The following is a 25,448-nucleotide window of genomic DNA, read 5'->3' as shown; positions in this document are numbered from 1 at the left end:
ACTAAGCGTGCGCGTCGCAGACGCGCCAAAGGCGCGTAACTTTCAAGTCTGGGCCCCGGCCTTCGCCGGGGAAAAGCGTGGCAGGTCGGCTCCGGCTAGGCATCCGCCTCCGCCAGCGCCGCCACCCAGGCTTTGGTATCGGTGCACTTGTCCATCGCCCGCCTGTAGCCGGCGCGCCCGGTGGTGCGGGCGAGATAGGCCAGCTCGTCCTCGCGCAGCACCGCGCCCCTGGTCCGCTCGGCGAACTGGAGCGCATAGCTGATCGAGATATCGGCCGCGGTGAAGGCCTCGCCCGCCATGTACGGCGCCTGCGCCAGCTGCCGCGCGACGATCCCGCGCCGGCTCTCGAACCAGTCAAGGCTGGCACGGGCACTCCAATTGTCCTTCTCGCCCTCGGGCGCGAGGATGTTGGTGGCGACGAAGACGAACATGAAGGTCGCCATCCCGGCTTCGCCCAGATGGAGGAATTGCTGGTAGAGCGGGAACGCCGGATCGGCCGGCTGCGGCGCCAGCGGCGAGGGTCCGTAGCGCCCGAGCAGATATTCGAGGATCGCGATGGATTCGACCAGGACGACCTCGCCGTCCTGCAGCGCCGGGATGAACCCCGCCGGGTTGATCGCCAGGAATTCGGGATCGTTCTCCACCCCGGCGAGCATGTCCACCGGCCGCAGCCGCCAGGGCAGGCCCAGCTCCTCGAGCAGCCACGCCACCCGGAATCCCCGGCCTTCACCCCATAATGTGATCATCGTGCGCTCCCGTGGCTGACGGGGCAGCTTATCGCAAATTCAGCGCGACGCTCGCCAGGATTACCGCGCCCAGCATCGCCATCACCTGGAGGAACTGCCACGGCACGAAACCGACATCGTCGATCCGCTTGCGCTTGCGCCGGCGGTGCTCGCCTAGGCCGCTGACTACCGCGATCACTGCCGCGCCCGCCGCCCCGAGCCATAATTGTAGTTGCATCGTCACGAAAATCCCCCAAATGCGCGGACGACATCTAGGGAGGGAATTCGCGTGCGCCAGACCCTGACCATCCTCGCCGTGTTCACGACCGCCGTCGCGGTGGCCAGCGTCGCCACCGGCGCCCCCCGGATGCAGCGCCAGACGATCGCCGAGGCTGTCGCCTCGCCCACCCGCTCGCCGGCCAATGTCGCGCGCGACCAGTATCGCCATCCGGTCGACACGCTCAATTTCTTCGGGGTGAAGCCCGGCAACACCGTGGTCGAGATCTGGCCCGGCGGCGGCTGGTACACCGAGATCCTCGCTCCGCTCACCCGGGAAAAGGGCAGCTATTACGCCGCGGTCGGGCCCGATTTCCCGGCTGGCGGCAAGGCGGTCGAGACGCTCAAGGCCAAGGACGCGGCGCTCTACGGCCACGCCCAGCTCGTCGCCTTCCCCGCCCAGGCCGGCCAGCCCAAGGTGCCGGACGGCACCGCCGACGTCGTGCTGACCTTCCGCAACGTCCATAACTGGCGGATGGGCTACAAGCGCGGCAACGTCGATTATTCGCCCGAGGCGTTCGCTCAGATGTTCGCGATGCTCAAGAAGGGCGGCACGCTCGGCATCGAGGATCACCGCCTGCCCGAGAGCGCCATCGCCGAGCGCGAGAAGACCAGCGGCTATATCAAGGTCTCGACCGTGCGCCGGCTCGCCGAGCAGGCCGGCTTCAAGTTCGTCGGCGCGTCGGAGGTCAACGCCAATCCGCGCGATACCGCCGACTGGCCCCAGGGCGTGTGGACGCTGCCGCCGAGCTACACACTCAAGGACGTTGACCGCGCCAAGTATGCGGCGATCGGCGAGAGCGACCGGATGACGCTCAAGTTCCGGAAACCATGAGCAGATTCCACCGAAGCGGTTTCGACTCAACGCAGGATTAACCAATTCGGATTAGGCACAGGAACGTGCCGCGCCGAATTCGAACCCTATTGTCGGTCCTCCGCGAGGAAGTGGACAGCTATGCCGCGACCAGCGAGGAGATCGCTGCGCGCACCAACCTGCTCGCGCTGAACGCCGCGATCGAGGCCGCCCGCTCGGGTGAGGCCGGGCGCGGCTTCTCGGTGGTGGCGCAGGAAGTGAAGGCGCTGGCTCAGCAGGCGCGCGGCGCCTCGATCGAATTCCGCTCCGAAGTGCGCGAGCGTCTCGCCATGGGCGCGGGCATCGCCGACGAGATGGTCAGCGAGATCGAGGGCACTCGCCTGGTCGAGCTTGCCCAGGCGCTGATCCAGAATGTCAGCCGCCATCTCTATGGCCGCAGCATCGACCTGCGGGTGATGGCATCCGATTCCGAAGTGATCGCCGCGCTGGAAGATCCCTCGCCCGAGACGATCGCCGCCGCCGATGCGCGGCTGGCGATGCTGACCGGCATCTCGCCCTATTATGTCAACGCCTTCCTCGCCAACAACGAGGGCAAGGTGATCGCCGCATCCGATCCGCATGCGCGGGTGCGCGGCGTCGACCTGGCGAACGCGCCGCAATATCTGAACGCGATGCGCAGCCACCGGCGCGACGAATGGTTCACCGACGAGGTGTGGCTAAACCCCTATTCCGATAACCGCGCGGTCCTTATCTTCGTCACCGGCGTGCGCCCGCGCGGGCGCGACGGCCGACCGCTCGGCGCCTTCTATCTCGAGTTCGACTGGGAGGGGCACATCCCCGCCATCATCTCCGACCGCTCGCTGTTCGGCGAGCGCGACTGGGGGCGGACGAGCATCGCGATCGTCGACGAGGCCGACCGGATCGTGGCGAGCTCCTCGGGCAAGCGCCACGGCGAGCACGTCGCGCTGCCGCTCAATGCGGTGCGCGGCGCCGAGGTGCGCGGCGACAGCACGATCGCCTTCGCCAGCGCCACCGACTATCACGGCTTCACCGGCCTCGGCCTGCGCTGCGTGATCGAGCAGAAGATGCCGACGCTGGAGGAAATCCGCGCGGCACTGGGCGGACTGCGCGGGCGGGGCTGATTCTAGAAAGCTCCCCTCCCTGGAAGGGAGGGGAAGCGACGGTTACTTCGCCAGCTTCTCGATCTTGTCCTGCAGCCGGGCCAGCTCCGCCTTCAGCGCGGCGACGTCATCGCCCTCGCCCGCAGCCGGAGCAGCGGCGGGCGCGGCAGCCGCGCCCGGGGCACCCGGAGTCGTGCCCGGCTTGAACGCCTGGGTCGCCGCCTCGAAGATTTCCATGTTGCGCTTGGCCATCTCGGCGAAGGGCGAGTTGGCAAAGGCGCCCTCGACCGCCGACTTGAACTGCTGCTGGTTGCGGCGGAAGCTCTCCATCGAAGCCTCCAGATAGCCCGGCACCATCGCCTGCATCGAATCGCCATAGAGCGCGATCAGCTGGCGCAGGAAGTTGACCGGCAGCATGGTCTGGCCGCGCTGCTCCTCTTCCATGATGATCTGGGTGAGGACATTATGGGTGATGTCCTCCTCGGTCTTGGCATCGACGACCTTGAAATCGCGCCCCTCGCGCGTCATCGCGGCGAGATGGTCCAGCGTGATGTAGGACGAGGTTTCGGTGTTGTAGAGACGCCGGTTCGCGTACTTCTTGATGATGACCGGTCCCGTACCAGCAGCGCTTTTCTTCATCTAAGGCCCCCAGGTGAGTGAAACATATCTATCATCGTTTCATTCTGCGGCGCAACACGGACCGCGCCCCCTTCCGCTATTCCTCTCGCTGTTGCGCAGCGAGACTGCAGCATCGCCCGAGCGGCGGGCCGCCGCACTGGCGGGACTAAAGGCCTATCAGGAGGCGGAGAGGCCACCCGAGCGCGCGCTCAAGCCCGTAATCGCCACGGCCGGCCGCGCGTCCCTGCGCGACTATGGCGGCGACGGGCCGGCGGTCGTTTTCGTCCCTTCGCTGATCAATCCGCCCTTCATCCTCGATCTCGCGCCGGGCAATTCGCTGCTCGAATGGCTGGCGACTCAAGGACTTCGGCCGCTTCTTGTAGACTGGGGCACGCCGGAGCCAGAGGATCGCGACCAGGGCGTGGATGCGCATATCACCGCGCTGCTGCTCCCTTTGCTGGATGCGCTCGACGAATCGCCATTGCTCGCCGGCTATTGCCTGGGGGGCACGCTGGCGATGGCCGCGGCGGCGCTGCGACCGGCGCGCGGGCTGGTGACGATCGCGGCGCCCTGGCGCTTCCGCCGCTATGGCGATCTCGCGCGCGCAGCCATTGCGGCGCAATGGGAAGCCGCCCAGCCTGCCTGCGCCCAGCTCGGGCTGGTGCCGATGGAAGTGCTGCAGGCCGGCTTCTGGCAGCTCGATCCCGCCCGCACCATCGCCAAGTTCGAGCGATTCGCGCAGGCAGAGCCGGACAGCGACCAGGCCCGTGCCTTCGTCGCGCTCGAGGATTGGGCCAATGCCGGCGCCCCGCTGACCTATGCCGCGGGCGCGCAGATGTTCGAGCGCTTCTTCAAGGCAGACCGTCCCGGCAGCGGCCGCTGGTGGGTGGATGGCAGGCGGATCCTGCCCGCACGTCTGGCCTGCCCCGCGCTCGAACTGCTCTCGACCACCGACCGCATCGTTCCCGCCGCCACCGCCGCCGGCCTGGCCGAGCGGCGCAGCCTCGCGCTGGGCCATGTCGGGATGATCGTCGGCGGGCGGGCGCGGACAATGGTGTGGGAGCCGTTGCGCGACTGGCTTCTTGCCGCAGCGCACACTAAATAGCCGCCAAACGACAGAACCACCCGCAGGAGTCCCGAGCCATGGCCAATCCGAACGACGTCGTCATCATCGCCGCCAAGCGCACCCCGGTGGGCGCATTCCTCGGCGCCTTCGGCAGCACCCCCGCGCACGAGCTGGGCCGCATCGCGATCGAGGCGGCGCTCGACCAGGCCGGGGTGAAGGGCGAGGAAGTCAGCGAGGTCATCCTCGGCCAGGTGCTCACCGCCGCCCAGGGCCAGAACCCCGCCCGCCAGGCCTCGATGGCAGCCGGCGTGCCCAAGGAAGTGCCGGCCTGGAGCGTGCAGCAGGTCTGCGGCTCGGGCCTGCGTGCCGTGGCGCTTGCCGCCCAGGCGATCCAGACCGGCGATTCGACCATCGTCGTCGCCGGAGGCCAGGAGAGCATGTCGCTCGCCAACCACGCCCAGGCGCTGCGTGCAGGTGCGAAGATGGGCGACGTCACCCTGGTCGACACGATGATCAAGGACGGCCTGACCGACGTGTTCAACGGCTATCACATGGGCATCACCGCCGAGAACCTGGCCGAGCAGTACCAGGTCACCCGCGTCGAGCAGGACGAGTTCGCCGTCGCCTCGCAGAACAAGGCCGAGAAGGCCCGCGCCGAGGGCCGGTTCAAGGACGAGATCGCCCCGGTGACGATCAAGGGCCGCAAGGGCGACACCGTGGTTTCCGACGACGAGTACATCCGCGCCGGCGCCACGCTGGACGGCGTCTCGGGCCTGCGCCCGGCGTTCAAGAAGGACGGCACCGTCACTGCCGCCAATGCCTCGGGCCTCAACGACGGCGCTGCAGCATTGGTCGTGATGCGCCGCGACGAAGCCGAGAAGCGCGGCGCGTCGATTCTCGCTACGATCAAGAGCTGGGCGACCGCCGGCGTCGATCCCTCGATCATGGGAATCGGCCCGGTCCCGGCGTCGAAGAAAGCGCTCGAGAAGGCCGGCTGGAGCATCGCCGATCTCGACCTGATCGAAGCGAATGAAGCGTTCGCGGCGCAGGCGCTGTCGGTCGGCAAGGAGCTTGGCTGGGACGCCAGCAAGGTCAACGTCAATGGCGGCGCGATCGCCATCGGCCACCCGATCGGCGCCTCGGGCGCGCGCGTCCTGACCACGCTGATCTACGAGATGCAGAAGCGCGATGCGAAGAAGGGCCTCGCCACGCTCTGCATCGGCGGCGGTATGGGAATCGCCATGTGCGTCGAGCGCTGAGCGGCTTTCGTCGTGTAACGAAATGTTTCTGACGCAGAATGCCCTAGTGTATTGATGCACTAGGGCACATTCTGAATGTTACATTAACCCGTGTGCGCGTGAAATTTAGCGCGCCTGACAGTCTCTTTTCTGCAACACTGGCAATCGAATTGCGCCGGGCCATGTTTCCCTCTCTTGCAGTGCGGAAACATGTCCGTCTCACTGTCCGCTTCGGGCATCCCGCTCGAGGGGCAAAAAATGAAACTCGCAAAGTTGCTGAGCGCTACCGCGCTCGCAGGGTCCTTGCTGACTCTTCCCGTCGCGGCATTCGCGCAAACCACGCCTTCGCCGTCCCCGACTCCGACCGCCACGGAAAATGATCCGCAGGCCGGCGAGACCATCGTCGTCACCGGTTCGCGCATCGCCCGTCCGGAATATGAGGGCATCCTCCCCGGCGTTCAGGTCAGCGAGCAGACCATCGAGACGCGCGGCTTCACCAACGCGCTCGAAGCACTCAACGACATTCCGCTGGTCGGCGCCGGCGCCAGCCCGCTGACCGGCAACAATGGCGGCCAGACCGCCAGCCTGGGCGCCGCCTTCGTCGACCTGCTCGACCTCGGCACCGCGCGCACGCTGACGCTGGTCAACGGCCGCCGCTTCGTCTCGGGCAACGCAGCGTCGCTGTTCGTCGCCGGCAACGAGACCGGCAGCCAGGTCGACGTCAACGTCATCCCCTCGTCGCTGATCCAGCGCATCGACGTCGTCACCGTCGGCGGCGCCGCCGCCTATGGCGCGGACGCGATCGCGGGCGTGGTCAACTACATCCTGCGCACCGATTACGAGGGCTATCAGTTCCGTGCCGTCACCGGCATCTCGGAGCGCGGCGATTCGGCCCAGTACCAGCTCAGCGCGCTGGCCGGCTGGAACCTGTTCGACGACAAGCTGAACATCACGCTCTCCGCCGAATATAGCCGCAACGACGGCCTTCAGGCGACCGCGCGCGACTTCCGCAACGCACGCCCGGGCACCTATACCAATCCGTTCAACGGCGGCATCCGCAACCCGAACTTCACCGGCACCGCGGTCATCGACGTCACCAACCTGAACAACGGCGCCTTCCTGCGCGCGGCGGACGACGGCCAGGCCTCGACCCTGTTCGGCATGGGCCTGGTGACCCAGACGCTGAGCAATCCGGGCACCGTGCTGAACGTCAACAGCACCAGCTTCTACACGCCCTACACCCCGATCACCACGGGCGCGGGCGCGACGCTGCGGACCAGCAACTACATCACCTTCGCCAACGGCGTCGCGCCGGTCGGCTTCGCGATCAACGCGACCAACGCCACCGGCGGCCGCACCACGATCACCACCAACAACAATGGCTATTGGGTCACCAGCGGTCAGATCATCCAGGGCACGCCGGGCGTCGGCCTGTCCTATGGCAACCTGACCGGCAACGGCCTGAACGGCCGCACCACCCAGGCGACCAACGTTCCGTTCACCACCTTCGCCCCGACCGCGCTGCCCAGCAACGTGACCGCGGCCCAGGTGCTGGCGGCCTATGGCGTCACCGCGCCCACTGGCTCGACCGCGGCGCAGCAGACCGCGATCGCGGTCAACCTGCTCCAGGCCAACCGCTTCACCGCGCGCGAGTTCCTGGCTGCGAACCCCAACGTCAACCTGAACTATTTCGTCGGCACCTTCGCACCGGATGTTCCGCGCATCGCGAACACCGATACTTCGCTGGTCAGCGTGAAGGTCAACGGCACCACCGTCCAGGTCCCGATCAACCAGGTCCTGCCGTTCGTGGCCGTGCCGCTCGAGTTCAATGACGACGGTTCGCTGCACGCCTACACCTTCTCGGGCGCGATCAGCGGCAACGCCCCGCTGACCCTCGGCTCGTCGCGCGGCGGCGATGGCGGCTTCCGCCGCAGCCTGGAGAACACGGTGCTGCGCACGCAGCAGGACCGCTATGTGTTCAACGCCAATGCCCGCTACAACCTGTTCGACGGTGTGACCTTCTTCACCGAGAACACCTATGCCAACATCCTCAACCGGTCGCTCGGCAACATCTCCGGCGCGCAGAGCTTCCTGACCAATACGCAGGAAAACGCCGCGTTGATGGTCAACTACAACAATCCCTATCTGACGGCGCAGAACCGCACCGTCCTCGCACAGGTCGGCATCACGCCGGCGGCGAGCAATCAGGGCAACTTCATCATCACGCGCCAGAACCAGGATCTGTTCGGCGCCAACCCCTATACCAACCGTCAGGAAACCTACCGCATCACCGCGGGCCTGGAATCCAAGTTCGAGCTGCTCGGCAAGCCCTGGAACGCCGAAATCTCGGGCACCTATGGCAACTCGAAGCAGAACACCCGCTCGTGGGGCGTTGCCGACGTCGAGTACCAGCTGGCGCTCGACGCCGTCGATCAGGGCCTGGCGACCGGTGGCGTCGCGAACGGCAACATCGTCTGCCGCGCGCAGGTCTTCCCGAACCAGTATCTGGGCAAGACCCCGATCGGCACGGCCGAGAACATCACCCGCGTGCGCGGTGCCGATGGCCTGCCGACCGAAGTGCTCGTCACCCCGACGATCACCCAGGACATGATCAACTCGTGCAAGCCGCTCAATCCGTTCGGCTACAACCAGATGTCGGCGGCGTCGAAGGCCTATGTCCTCAGCCCGTCGCTGTTCCGCAACGTCTCCGAGCAGACCTTCATCCAGGCCTCGGTCGGCGGCGGCCTGTTCGATCTTCCGGCGGGCACGCTGCAGGTCAACATCAACGGCGAATATCGCCGCGACCACATGCAGTTCTCGACGAACGAGCTCAACCGTCTCGGCCGCTCGCGTTCGGCACCCTCGGCGAACACCGACGCGTTCACCAAGACCTATGAGTTCGGCGGCGAAGCGGCGATTCCGATCTTCGGTGGCGACTTCCTGGGCTTCCTCGGCAATGCCGAGTTCCGCCCCGGCTTCCGCATGACCAAGCAGGACGGTGAGGCCGAGACCTATCGCAACCTGGCGGGCCGTGTGATCACCCCGAAGGCACGCGGCGACTGGAACTCGATCTACTCGCTGGCCGGCACCTGGGCGCCGGTCCGCGACATCCTGGTCCGCGGCAACTACACCAAGTCGGTCCGTCAGCCGTCGATCGTGGAGCTGTTCCTCGGTGGTCAGCCGGTGTTCACCACCCCGACCGACTATTGCAGCCCGGCGAACATCGACTCGGGTTCGGTCCCGGGCACTCGCCGCGCCAACTGCATCAAGGCGGCCATCGCCAATGGCAACGCGACAGACACGGCTTCGGCCACGTCCTTCCTGGCGGGCTTCGCCCCGGCAGGCTCGGGTCTGCAGGGCACCTATTCGGGTTCGCCGAACCTGCGTCCGGAGCGTGGCACCAGCTGGACGGTCGGTGCAGTACTCAAGCCGCGCTGGATCAAGGGCCTCACCCTGTCGGCGGACTATATCAACCTCCGTCTGGACGACACGATCGTTCCGGTGGGTCTCGCGACCATCATCCAGACCTGCTACGACAGCCCGACCTATCCGGATCCGACTGCGTCGGTTGGCATCAATACCTGCGCCAACTTCTCGCGTGACAGCGCCTTCCAGATCCAGAACGGCTACCAGGCCGGCTTCCTCAATCTGGGCGCCATCAAGGTCAAGGCGATCAACTTCTCCGGCGATTATGCGCTCAACTTCGGTTCGGACAAGCTGACCTTCCACGGCAACGCCTACTACCTGCTCAACTACGACTCGTCGTCGTCGGGCAAGTTCGACGACACGATCGCTGCCGCCGGCAGCCGTGCCGCTCCGACGCTGAAGACCCAGCTCTCGGCGCGCTACGAGACCAGCTCGGTCTATGGTCAGGTCACCTGGAACCGCCAGTCGCCCACGCAGATCTTCGTGAGCGGCCTCCCGGCAACCAAGGAGCAGTATCCGTACTCGCGCTATCCGTCGGTGAACAACATCGACCTGGCGCTCGGTCTGAATGTTGATGAGAGCTACCGTATCCAGGTCGCCGTCACCAACCTGCTCGACCAGACCACGGTTGGCGATCTCGGCTATCGCTTCGCCGATTACTATGACCAGATCGGCCGTCGCTATAAGCTGACCGTGACGACCCGCTTCTGATCCAGGCGAACAAGACTATCGGGGCCGCCTCCAGCGAGGCGGCCCCTTTTTTGTGCCTGCTATTCCCAGATCCGGTCGTAACGCGGGCCTAGCCCGGTCAGCAGCTCGTACTGCGACAGTCCGCTCAGCTGCGCCGTCTCGGGCAGCGCATAGGACATCGTCACCCAGCCCCCTTCGCGGAGGTCCGGCAGCGCCGTCACGTCGATCGCGGTCAGGTCCATCGAGACGCGGCCGATCAGCGGCAAGGTGACGCCCTCGGCCTGCGCCAGTCCCTTGCCCGAGAAGCAGCGCAGATAGCCATCGGCATAGCCGAGGTTGAGGATCGCCACTTCGGTATCCGCCGGCGCGGTCCAGGTCGCGTTGTACCCCACGCTGTCGCCCGCCCGCACCGTGCGGCGCTGGAGGATCTGCGCCTCGGGCGTCACCACCTGGCGGATCGCGTCATGCCCGGGCCGCTGCCAGCCGCCATAGAGCGCGATGCCCGGGCGGGTGAGATCGAAGGCATAATCGGCGCCGAGCGCGATGCCCGCCGAATTGGCCAGGCTCATCCGCTTGGCCGTCGTGCAACCCTTGAGCGCCCCGAATGCCGCGAGCTGCTGTGCGTTAAGCGGCACGTCCTCGTCGGCGGAGACGAGATGGCTCAGCAGCGTCTCGACCACCAGCCCGTCAAGCAGCCCCGCGCCGATCTCCTCGGCCGAGACGCCCAGCCGGTTCATGCCGGTATCGACCATCACGTCGCAGGGCCGCCCGGTCGGCTTCCAGCGCATCACCTGCTCCGCCGTGCTCAGCACCGGCCGGGCATAGGGCGCATCGAGCGGATCTTCGGCGCGCAGCCCGTGCAGCACCGAGACCGTCAGCCCGAGATCGGCCAGCGCCTCCGCCTCGGCCCAGGTCGCGACGAAGAAGTCGCGGCACCCTGCCCCGGCCAGCCGCTGCGCCACGCCGCGCGAGCCCAGGCCATAGCCGTTCGCCTTGATCGCGGCGCCGCACGCGGCGCTGCCGCTCAGCTTCGCCAGATGCCGCCAGTTCGAGACGAGCGCGGCGCTGTCCAGCCGCAGGCGCAGGGGTGCAGTCATGTGCCTGCGGTTACGGGGTGCGCCCCCGTGCCGCAATGGTCCCGACCCATTCAAAGATGGTGATGCACCTTGCGCGGCGGTTTCACCGTCTCCTGCAATCCCAGCGCCGTCACCACCAGCGCCATCGCCACCACCGCGATCGTGTACCACAGCCCGGCATAGGGATCGCCGGTCCGCGCGACGACATATTGGCTGATGAAGGGCAGGAAACCGCCGAAATAGCCGGTCCCGAGATGATAGGGGATCGACATCGACGAATAGCGGATCCGGCTCGGGAACATCTCGCTGAGCAGCGCCGCCACCGGGCCATAGGTCGCCCCGGCCAGCGCCATCAGCCCCAGCATCGCCAGCACGATCACTGCGATGTTGCCCGCCGAAGGCACGATCCGCTCGAGCCGGTATCCCGCCGCCTCCAGCGTCGCGTCGAGCCCGGCCGGGCGCATGTCGGGCACCGGCACGCCGCCGATAGTGACCACCACCGCATCGGCCTTCATCGTCTTGTAGGCGATGCCCTTCTTGGAGAGATGGTCGAGGATCTGGCCGCAGGCATCGGCCTGCTTCGCGGCGAAGGGATCATAATTGCAGTTCGGCCCGCGCACCACGACCGGCGCCCGCTTGGCCGATTCCGCCAGCCCCGGATTGGCCGCCCCACCGATCGTCCAGAACAGCGGGAAGAGCAGCACCAGGGTCAGCGCATAGCCGATCACGATCGGCTTCTTGCGCCCGATCCGGTCGGACAGATGGCCGAACAGCACGAAGAAGCAACAGCCGACCAGCGCCGATCCGCCGCAGATCAGCTGTGCCGTCGTCGGGTCCATCCGCATCGGCCCGGTGAGGAAGGATAGCACCGAGAACATCGACGTGTACCAGATCACCGTCAGCCCCGCCGCGATGCCGAACAGGGCGACGAACAGGCGCGGCAGATTGCCCGGATAGGTGAAGCTCTCGAGGAAGGGATTGCTCGCGGTCTCGCCGGCTTCCTTCATCGCCTTGAACACCGGGCTCTCGGAGAGCTTGAGCCGCATCCACAGCGATACGGCGAGCAGCAGGATCGAGAAGAGGAAGGGCAGCCGCCAGCCCCATGCCTCCCAGGTCGCGGCCGGCATCGGCGTCTTGAACGCGAGCACCACCGCCAGGCTCAGGATGAAACCGCCGACCACGCTCGCCTGGATGAAGCTGGTGTGGAAGCCGGCGCGCCCGCCCGGCGAATGTTCGGCGACATAGATCGCCGCGCCGCCATATTCGCCGCCCAGCGCCAGCCCCTGCGCCACCCGCATGATCAGGATCAGCACCGGCGCCGCCACCCCGATCGCGGCATAGCCCGGCACCAGCCCGATCCCGGCGGTCGCCAGGCCCATCACGGTGATGGTGACGAGGAAGGTGTATTTCCGCCCCATCCGGTCGCCTAGATAGCCGAACAGCACCGCCCCCAGCGGCCGGAAGCCGAAGCCGACCGCGAAGGCGGCCCAGGCGAGCAGGCTCGCCAGCACGTCGTTGCCCGCCGGGAAGAAGGTGTGCTGCAGGATGCCGGTGGCGGTCAGCGTCCCCCAGATGAAGAAGTCATACCATTCGAAGATCGTGCCCAGCGACGATGCGCCGATCACCAGCCGGATGTCCTTGCCCGTCGGCTCGCTCGCGCCGTCCGCCATTTGGGTGCCCTCTTCCCCTGAATTTGCGCGCGAGCTTAGCGGCTCAGGGCGAGGCGGCAAGACAGGTCCGGAAAGGTCCTATTGCCAGATCAGCATCGCCGCCGCCGCCGCGCCCATCACCAGCGTCGCCGCCCAGCCGAGCCAGAGCATCGGACCCTTGATCCGGAACTCGCCCATCACGCTCTTCCGCGTCGCGATGATCATCATCACCGCCATGATCGGCACCGCCGCGAAGCCGTTGACCACCGCGCTCCAGAACAATGCCTGGATCGGCGGGATGTCCGACCAGTCGAGCGCGATGCCGAGCAAAGTCGCCAGCGCGATCACCCCGTAGAAGCCCGGCGCCTCGCTGACCTTGTGCTCGAGACCGCAGCGCCAGCCGCGCGCGTTGCTCACCGCGAAGCCCGCCGAGCCCGCCAACACCGGCACCGCGAGCAGGCCGGTGCCGATGATGCCGATCGCGAACAGCGCGAAGGCGAAGTCGCCCGCCACGGGCTGCAAAGCCCTGGCCGCATCGGCCGCGGTGTCGATCTGGGTGATGCCCTGCTGGTGCAGCGTCGCCGCCGCTGCGATCATGATCGCCAGCGCGATGATGTTCGAGAAGGCCATGCCGACCAGCGTGTCGATCCGCATCCGCTTGATCTCGCGCGGCGCCTGGTCGGGCGCCTCGTTCAGCGGCCTGGCGTCGTCGTCATCCTCGATCTCCTCCACTTCCTGCGCGGTCTGCCAGAAGAAGAGATAGGGGCTGATCGTCGTGCCGAAGATCGCCACCACCGTGGCGATCGCCTGCGGCCCGCTGAGCTTGGGCACCACCAGCCCGGTCGCCGCCGCCGCCCAGTCGACCTTCACCACGATCACCACCGCGGCATAGGCGAGCAGCGACAGGGTCAGCCACTTCAGCACCCGCGCATAGCGGTGATAGGGCACGAACACCTGCAGCATCAGGCTGGCGAAGGCGAAGAAGATCGTGAACCAGTGATCGCCCCAGCCGGCGACGAGCTGCGCCGCATCGCCCATCGCGGCGATGTCCGCGCCGATGTTGATCGTGTTGGCGACGAACAGCACGGTGACGAGCAGGGTCAGCAGCCAGCGCGGCATCACCTCGCGCATGTTCTCGGCCAGGCCCTTGCCGGTCACCCGCCCGATATGCGCGCTCGCCAGCTGCACCGCCGACATCAGCGGATAGGTGAGCAGCATCGTCCACATCAGGCCATAGCCGAACTGGGCGCCAGCCTGGGAGTAGGTGGCGATGCCGCTGGGATCGTCGTCCGCCGCCCCGGTGATCAGCCCGGGGCCAAGTTGCTTGGTTACCGAGGTTTTTTCGTTGTTCTTCTCGGTCATGCCGGCTCCGGGGATCGTGTCGATCGCACAACCTTATCGATTGCCGGACGTTCCGGGATCAACCCAGATTAAGGTGCTAGCGACGATGCGGCAGCCCCTTTCCAGTGCTCCTGCGAAAGCAGGAGCCCAGGGTAGCGAAGTACCGGACGGCCCTGGGTTCCTGCTTGCGCAGGAACACGGCGCCTGCAGATCCGATCTCAATCCAGGTTCGGCCGCAGGTAACGCGTCGCCAGCGCGACATCGATCCCGCGCCGCGCGGCATAATCCTCGAGCTGGTCCTGCCCGATCCGCGCGACGCCGAAATACTCGGCCTGGGGGTGCCCGAAATAGAAGCCCGAGACCGCCGCGGTCGGCAGCATCGCGAAGCTCTCGGTCAGCGAGATGCCGGTCTTGTGATGCGCGTCGAGCATCTTGAACAGGATCGGCTTGAGGCTGTGCTCGGGGCAGGCCGGATAACCCGGCGCCGGGCGGATGCCGCGATATTGTTCGCGGATCAGCGCCTCGTTGTCGAGCTGCTCGCCCTCGGCATAGCCCCATAGCGAGGTGCGGGTGAACTGGTGCAGCCGCTCGGCGAACGCCTCGGCCAGACGGTCGGCCAGCGCCTTGAGCAGGATGTCCGAATAATCGTCGATCGCGTTCTTGAAGCGCGCCAGGTGCGGCTCGATGCCATGGATCGAGACCGCGAAGCCGCCGATCCAGTCGCCCTGGGTGTCGATGAAATCGGCCAGGCACATGTTCGCCCGGCCTTCCCGTTTCGCGATCTGCTGGCGCAGCATCGGCAGCGTGACATGCTCCTCGTCGCCGACATGGACGATGACGTCGTCGCCCTTGCGGCGGCACGGCCACAGCCCGGCGACGCCGCGCGCAGTCAGCCATTTCTCGGCGATGATCGTGTCGAGCATCTTCTGCGCGTCGGCGAACAGCGACGAGGCGCTCTCGCCCACCACTTCGTCGGTCAGGATCGCGGGGTAGTTGCCCGCCAGCTCCCAGGCGCGGAAGAAGGGCGTCCAGTCGATATACTGGCGCAGGTCCTTCAGGTCCCAGTCGTCGAAGCTGTGCACGCCCGGCATGCGCGGCTTGCCGGGCTTGAGGCTCATGTCCGCTTCGAAGGCGTTGTCGCGCGCCTTGTCGATCGGCAGCAGCTCGCTCTGCCCGCGGCCCGCACGCGCCTGGCGCACCTGCTCGTACTCGGCCGCGACCCTGGCGACATAGTCGTCGCGCTGCGTGTCCGAGACGAGCGCCGTCGCCACGCCCACCGCGCGCGACGCGTCGAGCACGTGCACCACCGGCCCCTTGTACATCGGCTCGATCTTGAGCGCGGTGTGCACCCGGCTGGTGGTCGCCCCGCCGATCAGCAGCGGCATCGTCATGTTCGAGCGCTGCATCTCCTCGGCGACGGTCACCATCTCGTCGAGGCTCGGGGTGATCAGGCCGGACAGGCCGATCATGTCCGCGTCATTCTCGTTGGCGGCCTTGAGGATGTCGGACCAGGGCACCATCACGCCCATGTCGATCACTTCGAAGCCGTTGCACTGCAGGACGACGCCGACGATGTTCTTGCCGATATCGTGCACGTCGCCCTTCACGGTCGCCATGATCACGCGGCCCTTGGCCTTGGAACCTTCCGACTTCTCCGCCTCGATATAGGGCATCAAATGCGCGACGGCCTTCTTCATCACGCGCGCCGACTTCACCACCTGCGGCAGGAACATCTTGCCCGATCCGAACAGGTCGCCGACCACGTTCATGCCGTCCATCAGCGGGCCTTCGATCACCTGGATCGGGCGCCCGCCCGCAGCGAACACCGCCTGGCGGCATTCCTCGGTATCCTCGACGACATGCGCGTCGATGCCCTTGACCAGCGCATGCTCGAGCCGCTTCTCGACTGCCCAGCCGCGCCACTCCGCCGCCTGCTTCTCCGCCACCGCATCGGTGCCGCGGAACTTCTCGGCGAGCGCGACCAGCCGGTCGCCGGCCTCGGGATCCTTGTTGAGGATCACGTCCTCGCACGCCTTGCGCAGCTCGGGCTCGATCTGGTCGTACACGTCGAGCTGGCCGGCGTTGACGATCGCCATGTCCATGCCCGCGGGGATGGCATAATAGAGGAACACCGAGTGCATCGCCTTGCGCACCGGCTCGTTGCCGCGGAACGAGAAGCTCAGGTTCGATAGGCCGCCCGAGATATGGCAATGCGGGCAGCGCGCCTTGATCTCGCGGCAGGCCTCGATGAAGTCGACGCCGTAATTATTGTGCTCCTCGATGCCCGTCGCCACCGCGAAGACATTGGGATCGAAGATGATGTCCTCGGGCGGGAAGCCGATGCCGACAAGCAGCTTGTAGGCGCGCTCGCAGATCTCGACCTTGCGCGCCTGGGTGTCGGCCTGGCCGGTCTCGTCGAACGCCATGACGACCACCGCCGCGCCGTACGCCATGCACTTGCGGGCATGCTCGAGGAACTGGTCGACGCCTTCCTTCATGCTGATCGAGTTGACGATCGGCTTGCCGGAGACGCACTTCAGCCCCGCCTCGATCACGTCCCACTTGGAGCTGTCGACCATCACCGGGATTCGCGCGATGTCGGGCTCGGCCTGGATCAGCTTGAGGAAGGTGGTCATCGCCTCGTGCGCGTCGAGCAGGCCCTCGTCCATGTTGACGTCGAGCACCTGCGCGCCGGCCTCCACCTGCTGCAGCGCCACTTCGACGGCGGCGGCATAGTCCCCGTTCATGATCAGTTTCTTGAAGCGCGCGGAGCCGGTGACGTTGGTGCGCTCGCCGATATTGACGAAGTTGGTGGAGGAGGCGGTGGTAGTCATTCTTTTTCCATCGTCATCCCCGCGAAGGCGGGGATCCAGGGTAACAGGCGATATCGTTCGTGGCTCTGGATCCCCGCCTTCGCGGGGATGACGAGCTAGGCCGCCATCGTGAACGGTTCGAGCCCGGCCAACCGGGTCCGCACTTCGGGCACCGGGATCGGCCGCGCGGGCAGGCCCGCTACGGCCTCAGCAATCGCCTTGATGTGCGCCGGGGTAGAGCCGCAGCAGCCGCCCAGCACATTGACCTGGCCGGCATCGGCCCATTCCTTGACCAGGCCCGCGGTCGTCACCGGCGCCTCGTCATAGGCACCCAGCTCGTTGGGCAGGCCAGCGTTCGGATAGACCATGATCAGCGTGTCGCAGATGCCCGACAGCGTCTTGACGTGCGGGCGCAGCTGCTCGGCGCCGAACGAGCAGTTGAGCCCGATCGTCACCGGCCGGGCGTGGCGCACCGCGTGCCAGAACGCCTCGACGGTGTGGCCGGAGAGGTTGCGTCCGGACAAGTCGGTCAGCGTCATCGACAGCATGATCGGCAGGTCGCGGCCAAGATCATTGGCCGCCTCGATCGCCGCCATGATGCCGGCCTTGGCGTTGAGCGTGTCGAACACCGTCTCGATCAGCACGAAGTCGATCCCGCCCTCGACCAGCGCGTCGATCTGCTCGCGATAGACGTCCTTGAGGTAGTCGAAGTCGATCTCGCGATAGCCCGGATCGTTGACGTCCGGGCTCAACGACAGCGTCTTGTTGGTCGGCCCCAGCGCGCCGGCGACGAAGCGCGGGCGCCCATCCTTCGCCTCGAACTCGTCGGCGATGCGGCGGGCGAGCTTCGCGCTCTCGACATTGATCTCGCGCACCAGATGCTCGGCGCCGTAATCGGCCTGGCTGATCCGGTTGGCCGAGAAGGTGTTGGTCTCGGCAATGTCCGCCCCCGCCTCGAAATAGGCGCGGTGGATGCTCTCCGGCACCTCGGGCTTGGTCAGCGCGAGGATGTCGTTATTACCCTTCTGGTCGTGGCTGAGCCCGAGATCGCCGGCATAGGCGGCCTCGTCGAGCTTCCAGTTCTGGATCTCGGTGCCGAACGCCCCGTCGGTGATCAGGATGCGCTTGGCGGCCTCGGCCAGCAGTTTCTCGCGTGCAGTCATATTCACCTCTTTAAGCCCCTCCCCTTCAGGGGACGGGTTTGGGGTGGGGCATGTATCTCATCGAGACCGGGAGCTTGCTGACAGCCCCCACCCCAACCCCTCCCCTGAAGGGGAGGGGCTAATTTATCTACGCCCCAACCAGCGCCGGCACTTTCGGCCGCACCCCCAGCAGGTGGCAAATCGCGTAGCTCAGCTCGGCCCGGTTCAGCGTGTAGAAGTGGAACTGCCGCACCCCGCCCGCATAAAGCTTGCGGCACAGTTCCGCCGCGAGCGTCGCTGCGACCAGCTGGCGCGCGGCGGGATGCGCGTCGAGCCCCTCGAACAGCCGGCCCATCCAGGCGGGCACGTCGGTGCCGCACATCGCCGACATGCGCTGGACGCTGGCGAAGTTCATCACCGGCATGATCCCCGGCACGATCTCCGCGTCGATCCCCGCCTTCGCGCAATCGTCGCGGAAGCGGAAGAAGGTCTCGGGCTCGAAGAAGAACTGGGTGATCGCCCGCGTGGCGCCCGCGTCCATCTTGCGCTTGAGGTTCTCGATGTCCGCGCTCGGATTGGGCGAATCCGGATGGCATTCCGGATAGGCCGCGACCGAGATCTCGAACGGATGCAGCTTGCGCAGCCCCGCGACCAGGTCCGCGGCATTCTCATAGCCGCCCGGATGCGTCGCATATTTCTCGCCGGCGCGGGGCGGATCGCCGCGCAGCGCCACGATGTGCCGCACGCCCGCCGCCCAATATTCCTGCGCGACCTGGTCGATCTCTTCCCTGGTCGCCTCGACGCAGGTGAGGTGCGCCGCCGCCGGGATGCCGGTCTCGCGCGCGATCCGCGCCACCGTGTTGTGGGTGCGCTCGCGGGTCGAGCCGCCGGCGCCATAGGTGACCGAGACGAAGCGCGGTCCCAGGGGGCTCAGCGTCTCGATCGACTCCCACAAAGTCTCCTCCATCTTCTCCGTCTTGGGCGGGAAGAATTCGAAGCTTACGTCGATATCGCCCGCCACGTCCGCGAAGAGCGGCGCCGCCAGCGGGTCAAGGATAGTCATGCGGCCCTCACCTTTTCATTCACCTGCCCGGTCTTGCGACCAAGCCACAATTTCACCGTCAGCTCGCCGCCCTCCAGCGTCTCGACCTGGACAGGCGCGAGCCCATGCGCCTCGAACCAGCCGAGCACCTGCTCGTCGGAGAAGCCGAGCCGGGCATGCGCGTCCTTGCTGCGCAGCTCCTCGCGCTCGTGCGGCGCGAAATCGGCGATCAGCAGCCGGCCGCCCGGCGCGAGCACCCGCGCCGCCTCGCCGATCGCCGCGCCGGGCTGCTGCGCGAAATGCAGCACATGGTGCAATATAGCGAGGTCCGCCCCGCCATCCTGCAGCGGCAGCGCATAAAGGTCCGCCTGGCGCAGCTCGGCATTGGCCAGCCCGCGCTCGGAAAGCTTGGCGCGCGCCAGCCGCAGCATCTCGCTCGACCGGTCGATGCCCAGCGCCCGCTCGGCGCGCGGCGCGAACAGCTCGAGCATGCGGCCCGTGCCGGTGCCGATATCGACCAGGCAGCCAACCGCGGCCTCGCCCAGCGCCCGCGACATCGCCGCCTCGACTTCGCTCTCTGCGACATGGAGCGAGCGGATCGCATCCCATTCGCCGGCATTGCTCTCGAACCAGTCCGCCGCCGCCGTGGCGCGATCGGCGCGCACCGCTGCCAGCCGCGCCTCGTCGGCGACCATCCAGTGATCCGCCTCGTCCCAGCGATCGAGCGCGGCCAGCACCGGATCCACCTTGCGCTCGGCGCCCAGCCCGACGAACACCCAGCTGCCTTCCTTGCGCCGCTCGAGCAACCCGGCATCGCACAGGATCTTCACGTGCCGGCTGACCCGCGGCTGGCTCTGCCCGAGCACCTGCGCCAGCTCGCCCACGCTCAGCTCCATCGAGCGGACGAGCGCAAGGATGCGCAGCCGCGTCGAATCGGCAAGGGCACGGAAGATGGCGAGGGCCTGCTGCATGGCGGTTAGAGATATAAAGATATCTTTATATGAGGTCAACGCATCGCATGCGCCTTGCACGCGACTCCGCGCCCGATTAGCCCTGCGCCGGAGCAATTACGGCAAAAGGGATCCGTCCATGCGCAAGATCTTCCTCCCGCTCGCGGCGGTCGCGCTGCTCGGCCTGTCGGCCTGCGGCAACAAGGCGAAGAACGAAGCCGCCGAGGCCAATGAATCGGTCGCCGGCGACAGCAACACGATGGGCGAGGCGGTGAGCGACGTGAACGCCGCCGAGAATGCCGCGTTCGGCGCTGCGGAGAGCAACTACGACCAGGCTGTGCCGGTCGGCAATGCCGCGGGCGAAGGTTCGGGCGACGAAGGCTCGGGCGACGAATAAGCCCATGCGCCTGGCCCCGCTCCTCCTGCTCCTCGCACTCGCGGCCTGTGGCGGCGGCGACGGCTCCGATGACAGCCATGGCGGATTGAGCGCCAGCCAGTCGCGCGATCTCGATGCGGCGGCGGCCGCGACCGACATCAACGCCAGCAACGGAAACCAGCAATGAGCAACCAGCGGGACCTTGGCGCGAGCGGCATCGAGACACCGCCGCTGATCCTCGGCGGCAACGTCTTCGGCTGGACCGCCGACAAGGCCACCAGCTTCGCGGTGCTCGATCGCTTCGCCGAAGCCGGCGGAACGCTGATCGACACCGCCGACGTCTATTCGGCCTGGGTCGCGGGCCATAGCGGCGGCGAGTCCGAGACGATCATCGGCGAGTGGCTCCGGCAGTCGGACAAGCGCGGCCAGGTGAAGATCGCCACCAAGGTCGGCATGCTCGACGGCGAAGGCGGCACCAAGCTCGCCCCGGCCCGCATCACCGCCGCCTGCGACGCCAGCCTCAAGCGCCTCGGCGTCGAGACGATCGACCTGTATTTCGCGCATCAGGACGACGAGGACGTGCCGCAGGAAGAGGTCCTCGCCGCCTTCGACAGGTTGATCAAGGCCGGCAAGGTCCAGGCGATCGGCGCCTCGAACTTCCACGCGATGCGCCTCAAGTCCGCGCTCGACATCGCCACCCGCGACGGCCTGCCGCGCTACCGCGCGCTGCAGAACGAGTATCACCTGCTCAGCCGCCACAAGTATGAAGGCGAGCTGCAGGACCTCTGCGTCGAGTACAACATCGGCTGCGTGCCGTTCTACGGCCTCGCCTCGGGCTATCTCACCGGCAAGTATCGCTCGGAAGCCGACCTCGGAAAGAGCGTGCGCGGCGGCCGGATGACCGCCTTCATGGAGGGCAAGGGCCCGGCGATGCTCGCCGCGATGGACGACATCGCCGCCGAGACCGGCACCACCCTCGCTCAGATCGCCCTGGCCTGGCTCGCCGCCCAGCCCGGCGTCACCGCCCCGATCGCCAGCGCCACCTCGGTCGCCCAGGCCGAGGAGCTGCTCGGTTGCTGGAACGTGACGCTGAGCCGCGAACAGCTCGACCGGCTGACGGCCGCGGGGGCCTGAGCCCCCTCGCCCGCCCGGCCGGCTAGGAAGCCGGCTGGAACTCGAACCGCGTCACGGTCACCGATTGCGGCCCCTGGGGCGCCGCACCGTGCATCAGCCACAGGTTGAGGTGCAGCCGCTCGCAGCTGGTCTCGGTGTGATCGGGGATCAGCGTCGCGAAGGTCGAATTCGTCGCCGGCGCCCACTGCGCGATCAGGTTCGCCGCCGGCGGCGGATTCTCGAACGACCAGTCGCCACTGTAGAGCGAATAGGCCGCAATGCGGTTTCCGCCCTGATCGACATACCAGTCGTTGATGATCGTGATCATGCTCGTGCCCGAAGGGATCTTGAAGAACTCCACCGGGTGCGGATCAAAGGCGTCATAGGGCTGCAGCGTGAACTGCGCGTTCCCGCCGGCATTGCGCAGCACCTCGAGAAAGTCGATCTCGCGGTGGACGTTCGGGCCGTTGCTCGGCGGCGCATCCGAATATTGGTAGAGGAACACCCCGAACACCGCATTGGGATCCAGGTCCGAGAAGGACCCGCCATCGGCGCGCGCGGTGATCAGGTATTTGCCATAGCCGAGCTTGTCCATCAGCACGACCTCGGAGGTCCGCCACGCCGCCGACGGATCCGCGTTGGCCAGGATCTGCAGCTGGATGCCGTCCGCGCCGTTCTGGATGATCGTCGGATCGAAGATCGACTGGAAAGGCTCCCAGACATAGGTGCCCTGGTTCTGCGTCCAGTGATAGTTGATCCACCACTGCCTGCCGGCAAAAGTGATGAACGGATTGTCATTTGGACAATATGTCACCGCCTCCGGATTGTTGGTGTTCGCCGGCTGGAAATATGAATCGTCGTCGTAATTGGACATGATTCCCCCTCACACTGAAACGAATCCGGAAAATGCCCGCCTTACATATTTGGGAAGATCGTCCGCTGGCGATTCAATTTGCCACCGAAATGAAATCGGCCCGGCGCATCCGAACCGCAAGATCGGTCGAGCGCAGCACTGGCCGGTGCGGCTAGCTGGCGGCGCCACGAAGGAAGGAAAGATGACGGCGGCGCTTCGAAACTATCATGGCCGGATGCAGCGGGTGCTCGACCATATCGACGGGCATCTGGACGGCGATCTGGACCTGGAGGCGGTGAGCCGTGTGGCGGCCTTCTCCAAATTCCATTTCCACCGGCAGTTCACCGCGACCTTCGGGCTGTCCGTGCATCGCTATGTCCAGCTCGCCCGCATGAAGCGCGCATCGCACCAGCTGGCCTCCGGGGATGCCGACAGCGTCACCGAGATCGCGATGGACGCCGGCTATGACGCGCCGGACGCCTTTGCCCGCGCCTTTCGGCAACGGCTGGGGCAATCGCCCTCGTCCTTCCGCCAGTCTCCCGACTGGGTGCAGTGGCTCGCGGCCTTCGGGCCCTTCGACAATGCGAGGACCAGGCTCATGCAGACGATCTACACCCCGGACGACGTGACCATCCGTGATACGGCACCCACCCCGGTGGCGATGCTCGAGCACCGCGGCGACCGGGCGACGCTCGGCGACACCATCCAGCGCTTCATCGCCTGGCGCAAGGCAGCGGGCCTGTCGCCCGAGACGAGCCCGACCTTCATGGTCTTCCGCTCCGAACGGACGCCCGTGGACCCGGCCGACTACAGCATGGACCTGTGCGTCGCGACCGACCAGCCGATCGAGGCGAACGACCTGCAGGTGAAGGCCGGCATGATCCCCGGGGGACGCTGCGCGGTGCTGCGCGCCGCCAACGGCGCGTCCAACAACCTCGAGCCGGAAGTGCTCTACCTCTATCGCGACTGGCTGCCGGCCAGCGGCGAGGAAGCGCGCGACTTCCCGGTATACAGCAAGCGCTGGCTGTCGCTCCTCCCGGAGGTGGCGATCCACACGCCGGTCGCCGAGCTGTTCCTGCCGCTGAAATAGCCGCCACTTCCCGGCCCAAGCAGAAAGGCCATGACATGCCTGTCGCTCTCATTTTTCAGCTGCAGATGCTTCTTGGCTATGCGGCATGGCTCGCCTGGCTGCTGAGCTACGGCTTGCCCCGCGCCCGCACCATGGCGCCCGATGCGGTGCATCGCGCCATCGCCATGGTCCACGCCTTCCGCTTCTTCGGCCTGGTGTTCATCGTGCCCGGCGTGGTCGCCCCCGGCCTGCCCGAAAGTTTCGCCACCTTCGCCGCCTGGGGAGACCTGGCGACCGGGCTGCTCGCCCTGCTGGCGCTCGCGACCTTCCGGGTGCGGCCCGTGTTCCGGGTCCTTGTCGTCGCTTTCAACCTGGTGGGCGTGGGCGACCTGCTCGGAAACTATTATCATGCGGTCCGGCTCGGGCTCCCCGAAGTCGCCGGCCAGCTGGGCGCGGCCTATGCGATCCCCATCCTCTATGTCCCGCTGCTGATGATCACCCACATCCTCGCCTTCTGCCTGCTGCTTCGCCGCGCGCCCAGCGCCGTGCCGGAGACGCGCGGCGCAGGCATGCGCTGAGGCCGGGGGGATGGCGATGCCTCATCGAGACGAAACCGCGGCCCGGCGCGCGGCAAGGACCACGCGCCGGCGCATCGTCCTGCTGTGCACCTGCGCCAGCCTTCTTTCCATCGCATGCATGGCGGTCGATATTGAAGTCGCCACCCGGCTGCTCGCACTGGCCACGCCGGAGCCGGGCGGCATCGAGCGAGCGCCCCGCGCGGGTGCGATCGCCTATCGCAGTCAGATGATCGGCATCGGCTGGGGGCCGCTGGTCATCGGCTGGTCCCGCGAGGACGGAGTCCGCCCGCCAGCGCAGGGGCCCTCGGCCTGCGCCGGCGGGGCAACCTAGTCCTTGAACCCATATTCCCAGCGATACGGCACGCCGGTCTCCCCAAGCGCCGCCTTGACCAGCTTGGGGAATGCCTTTTCGATCCGCACGTCATTGCCCAGGATCAGCACGCAGCGCTGGCCCTTCTCCAAGCAGACGAGCGTGTTCGCAGTCACTTCGTTGTGACCGCCCTTCAGCCAGCCCGCCCCCTGCGGTCCGTTGAAGGCGATCACCCCCAGCGCCGCCTTGGCATCCGTGCCCTCGCCCGGACCGGCGGGATTGTTCAGCGTCGGGAACTGGGTTTTGCTCGGGATCTTCTGGGTGCCGCGGGCATATTCGACGCGCCACTTCGCCGGCAGGCCCTGGCCGCGCACCATTGCCGCCGCCATGATCGCCAGGTCGTGGATCGTCGTGTCCATCGATCCCGCCGCGCGCACCCGGCTGCGGTCGTCATGCGGCTCGGTCTTGCCGTTCTCGTCCCAGCCGTCCGCCAGGTTGGTGCCGAAGCTGTCCTGCCAGATCAGGCTGGTCCGGGTCATGCCGAGCGGCTGGAAGAAGCGGCGCTGCAGCTCGGCCTCCACGCTCAGCCCCAGCCCCTTCTCGACCCCGAACTGGAGCAGCGAGATGCCTTCGCCCGAATAGCCGTAGTTGCTGCCCGGATCGAAGTGGAAGCGCAACTTGCCGTCGGGCTCGAGCACCGCGAAATTGGCGAAGCCGGTGGCGTGGTTGAGCACGTGGCGCGGCGTCACCTTGCGCCAGCGCTCGTCGGCGGCCAGGTCGCCCCAATGGCCATAGGCATCGAGATTGCCATAGCTGGGGATCGGCTGGGGCAGCATCGCCGCGATCGGCGCGTCGAGGTCGAGCTTCTTCTCGGCCGCCAGCTGGGTGACCAGATAGCCGAACACTGCCTTGGTCAGCGATGCGCCGTACATAATGGTGTCGGCGGTCAGCGGCTCGCCCTTGGCGTTGCGCGCGCCGTACGTCTTGACCGAGACGACCTTGCCCTTGTCGATCAGCGCGACCGCCACGCCCTTGGCACCGGTCTCGGCCATCGCCGCCTTGACCGCCGCGTCCATGTCCGGCCCCTTGGCCGCGGCCGGCGCAGCGACTCCCAATGCCAGCAAACCCGCCAACCCGAATCGTACCGAACGACGCATCAAGC

23 protein-coding genes are annotated in these 25,448 nt (G+C 66.9%); 11 read left to right on the top strand and 12 right to left on the bottom strand.

The annotated features are described in order from the left end of the window. Positions 1-95: 95 nt before the first annotated feature. Positions 96-746 carry a glutathione S-transferase family protein gene (locus tag ACEN8G_RS22670; protein ID WP_413416183.1) on the bottom strand — a complete coding sequence of 217 codons (651 nt, stop codon included), beginning with the start codon at positions 744-746 and terminating at the stop codon, positions 96-98. A 28-nt stretch (positions 747-774) separates the two neighbouring features. Beyond that, on the bottom strand, positions 775-969 hold the full coding sequence (locus ACEN8G_RS22665) for a hypothetical protein (RefSeq protein WP_373422924.1): 195 nt from the start codon (positions 967-969) through the stop codon (positions 775-777). A 45-nt stretch (positions 970-1,014) separates the two neighbouring features. Here ACEN8G_RS22665 and ACEN8G_RS22660 point away from each other — a divergent pair, with 45 nt between their 5' ends. Further along, the gene (locus ACEN8G_RS22660) at positions 1,015-1,836 is read left to right on the top strand and encodes a class I SAM-dependent methyltransferase (RefSeq protein ID WP_413416184.1); all 822 of its coding nucleotides are present in this window, start codon (positions 1,015-1,017) and stop codon (positions 1,834-1,836) included. A gap of 89 nt (positions 1,837-1,925) precedes the next feature. After that, on the top strand, positions 1,926-2,957 hold the full coding sequence (locus tag ACEN8G_RS22655; protein WP_413740699.1) for a methyl-accepting chemotaxis protein: 1,032 nt from the start codon (positions 1,926-1,928) through the stop codon (positions 2,955-2,957). A gap of 42 nt (positions 2,958-2,999) precedes the next feature. On the opposite strand, the gene phaR is transcribed toward ACEN8G_RS22655, so the two are convergent. Further along, positions 3,000-3,575 (bottom strand): polyhydroxyalkanoate synthesis repressor PhaR, encoded by a 576-nt coding sequence (phaR, locus tag ACEN8G_RS22650; RefSeq protein ID WP_413416186.1) that lies wholly within the window; start codon positions 3,573-3,575, stop codon positions 3,000-3,002. An 88-nt stretch (positions 3,576-3,663) separates the two neighbouring features. Here phaR and ACEN8G_RS22645 point away from each other — a divergent pair, with 88 nt between their 5' ends. The 3 genes from ACEN8G_RS22645 (at position 3,664) to ACEN8G_RS22635 (ending at position 9,995) form a co-directional block, all read left to right on the top strand. Further along, positions 3,664-4,659 (top strand): alpha/beta hydrolase, encoded by a 996-nt coding sequence (locus tag ACEN8G_RS22645; protein WP_413416195.1) that lies wholly within the window; start codon positions 3,664-3,666, stop codon positions 4,657-4,659. Between the two features lie 38 nt (positions 4,660-4,697). Continuing rightward, entirely contained in the window at positions 4,698-5,879 is a 1,182-nt protein-coding gene (locus ACEN8G_RS22640) for an acetyl-CoA C-acetyltransferase (RefSeq protein WP_413416187.1), read from the top strand. A 282-nt stretch (positions 5,880-6,161) separates the two neighbouring features. Beyond that, complete coding sequence (locus ACEN8G_RS22635; protein WP_413416188.1) at positions 6,162-9,995, top strand: TonB-dependent receptor domain-containing protein; 3,834 nt, start codon at positions 6,162-6,164, stop codon at positions 9,993-9,995. A gap of 59 nt (positions 9,996-10,054) precedes the next feature. On the opposite strand, the gene ACEN8G_RS22630 is transcribed toward ACEN8G_RS22635, so the two are convergent. The 7 genes from ACEN8G_RS22630 to ACEN8G_RS22600 form a co-directional block, all read right to left on the bottom strand. Further along, complete coding sequence (locus ACEN8G_RS22630; protein WP_413416189.1) at positions 10,055-11,071, bottom strand: alanine racemase; 1,017 nt, start codon at positions 11,069-11,071, stop codon at positions 10,055-10,057. A 50-nt stretch (positions 11,072-11,121) separates the two neighbouring features. Beyond that, positions 11,122-12,720, bottom strand: a complete 1,599-nt coding sequence (locus ACEN8G_RS22625) for an MFS transporter (RefSeq protein WP_413416190.1) — start codon at positions 12,718-12,720, stop codon at positions 11,122-11,124. A 78-nt stretch (positions 12,721-12,798) separates the two neighbouring features. Then, positions 12,799-14,061 carry an NRAMP family divalent metal transporter gene (locus ACEN8G_RS22620; RefSeq protein ID WP_413416191.1) on the bottom strand — a complete coding sequence of 421 codons (1,263 nt, stop codon included), beginning with the start codon at positions 14,059-14,061 and terminating at the stop codon, positions 12,799-12,801. A gap of 197 nt (positions 14,062-14,258) precedes the next feature. Then, entirely contained in the window at positions 14,259-16,874 is a 2,616-nt protein-coding gene (metH, locus tag ACEN8G_RS22615) for a methionine synthase (RefSeq protein ID WP_413416192.1), read from the bottom strand. A gap of 95 nt (positions 16,875-16,969) precedes the next feature. Beyond that, the gene (locus ACEN8G_RS22610) at positions 16,970-18,016 is read right to left on the bottom strand and encodes a homocysteine S-methyltransferase family protein (RefSeq protein WP_413416193.1); all 1,047 of its coding nucleotides are present in this window, start codon (positions 18,014-18,016) and stop codon (positions 16,970-16,972) included. A gap of 127 nt (positions 18,017-18,143) precedes the next feature. Beyond that, entirely contained in the window at positions 18,144-19,058 is a 915-nt protein-coding gene (gene metF / locus ACEN8G_RS22605) for a methylenetetrahydrofolate reductase (protein WP_307116284.1), read from the bottom strand. Next, positions 19,055-20,008 (bottom strand): ArsR/SmtB family transcription factor, encoded by a 954-nt coding sequence (locus ACEN8G_RS22600; RefSeq protein WP_413417500.1) that lies wholly within the window; start codon positions 20,006-20,008, stop codon positions 19,055-19,057. The genes metF and ACEN8G_RS22600 overlap by 4 nt, the downstream gene beginning before the upstream one ends. Positions 20,009-20,126: 118 nt before the next feature. On the opposite strand from ACEN8G_RS22600, the gene ACEN8G_RS22595 reads away from it, so the two are divergent. Genes ACEN8G_RS22595 through ACEN8G_RS22585 form a run of 3 tightly spaced genes read left to right on the top strand, consistent with a single transcriptional unit; the run spans position 20,127 to position 21,497 of the window. Beyond that, the gene (locus ACEN8G_RS22595; RefSeq protein ID WP_307116286.1) at positions 20,127-20,384 is read left to right on the top strand and encodes a hypothetical protein; all 258 of its coding nucleotides are present in this window, start codon (positions 20,127-20,129) and stop codon (positions 20,382-20,384) included. A gap of 4 nt (positions 20,385-20,388) precedes the next feature. Next, positions 20,389-20,550, top strand: a complete 162-nt coding sequence (locus ACEN8G_RS22590) for a hypothetical protein (protein ID WP_413417498.1) — start codon at positions 20,389-20,391, stop codon at positions 20,548-20,550. Beyond that, positions 20,547-21,497 carry an aldo/keto reductase gene (locus ACEN8G_RS22585; RefSeq protein ID WP_413417496.1) on the top strand — a complete coding sequence of 317 codons (951 nt, stop codon included), beginning with the start codon at positions 20,547-20,549 and terminating at the stop codon, positions 21,495-21,497. The genes ACEN8G_RS22590 and ACEN8G_RS22585 overlap by 4 nt, the downstream gene beginning before the upstream one ends. Positions 21,498-21,519: 22 nt before the next feature. Here ACEN8G_RS22585 and ACEN8G_RS22580 read toward each other — a convergent pair whose 3' ends face one another. Beyond that, positions 21,520-22,350 (bottom strand): hypothetical protein, encoded by an 831-nt coding sequence (locus ACEN8G_RS22580; RefSeq protein WP_413417494.1) that lies wholly within the window; start codon positions 22,348-22,350, stop codon positions 21,520-21,522. A 181-nt stretch (positions 22,351-22,531) separates the two neighbouring features. Here ACEN8G_RS22580 and ACEN8G_RS22575 point away from each other — a divergent pair, with 181 nt between their 5' ends. From ACEN8G_RS22575 to ACEN8G_RS22565, 3 genes are all read left to right on the top strand, one after another. Continuing rightward, positions 22,532-23,419, top strand: coding sequence for an AraC family transcriptional regulator (locus tag ACEN8G_RS22575; protein WP_413417492.1), 888 nt, complete (start codon positions 22,532-22,534; stop codon positions 23,417-23,419). Between the two features lie 65 nt (positions 23,420-23,484). Continuing rightward, entirely contained in the window at positions 23,485-23,976 is a 492-nt protein-coding gene (locus tag ACEN8G_RS22570; protein ID WP_413417490.1) for a hypothetical protein, read from the top strand. Positions 23,977-24,094: 118 nt separating this feature from the next. Beyond that, positions 24,095-24,307 (top strand): hypothetical protein, encoded by a 213-nt coding sequence (locus ACEN8G_RS22565; RefSeq protein ID WP_413417488.1) that lies wholly within the window; start codon positions 24,095-24,097, stop codon positions 24,305-24,307. Here the strand turns inward: ACEN8G_RS22565 and ACEN8G_RS22560 are convergent. Beyond that, positions 24,304-25,443 (bottom strand): serine hydrolase domain-containing protein, encoded by a 1,140-nt coding sequence (locus ACEN8G_RS22560; protein WP_413740698.1) that lies wholly within the window; start codon positions 25,441-25,443, stop codon positions 24,304-24,306. The two genes, ACEN8G_RS22565 and ACEN8G_RS22560, sit on opposite strands and share 4 nt — an antisense overlap. Positions 25,444-25,448 lie beyond the last annotated feature (5 nt).

Source organism: Sphingomonas sp. Sphisp66 (genome assembly GCF_047324325.1).
Taxonomy (GTDB): domain Bacteria; phylum Pseudomonadota; class Alphaproteobacteria; order Sphingomonadales; family Sphingomonadaceae; genus Sphingomonas.
Note: the sequence above shows the minus strand (reverse complement) of the source record. Positions and strands in the feature narration are given on the sequence as shown.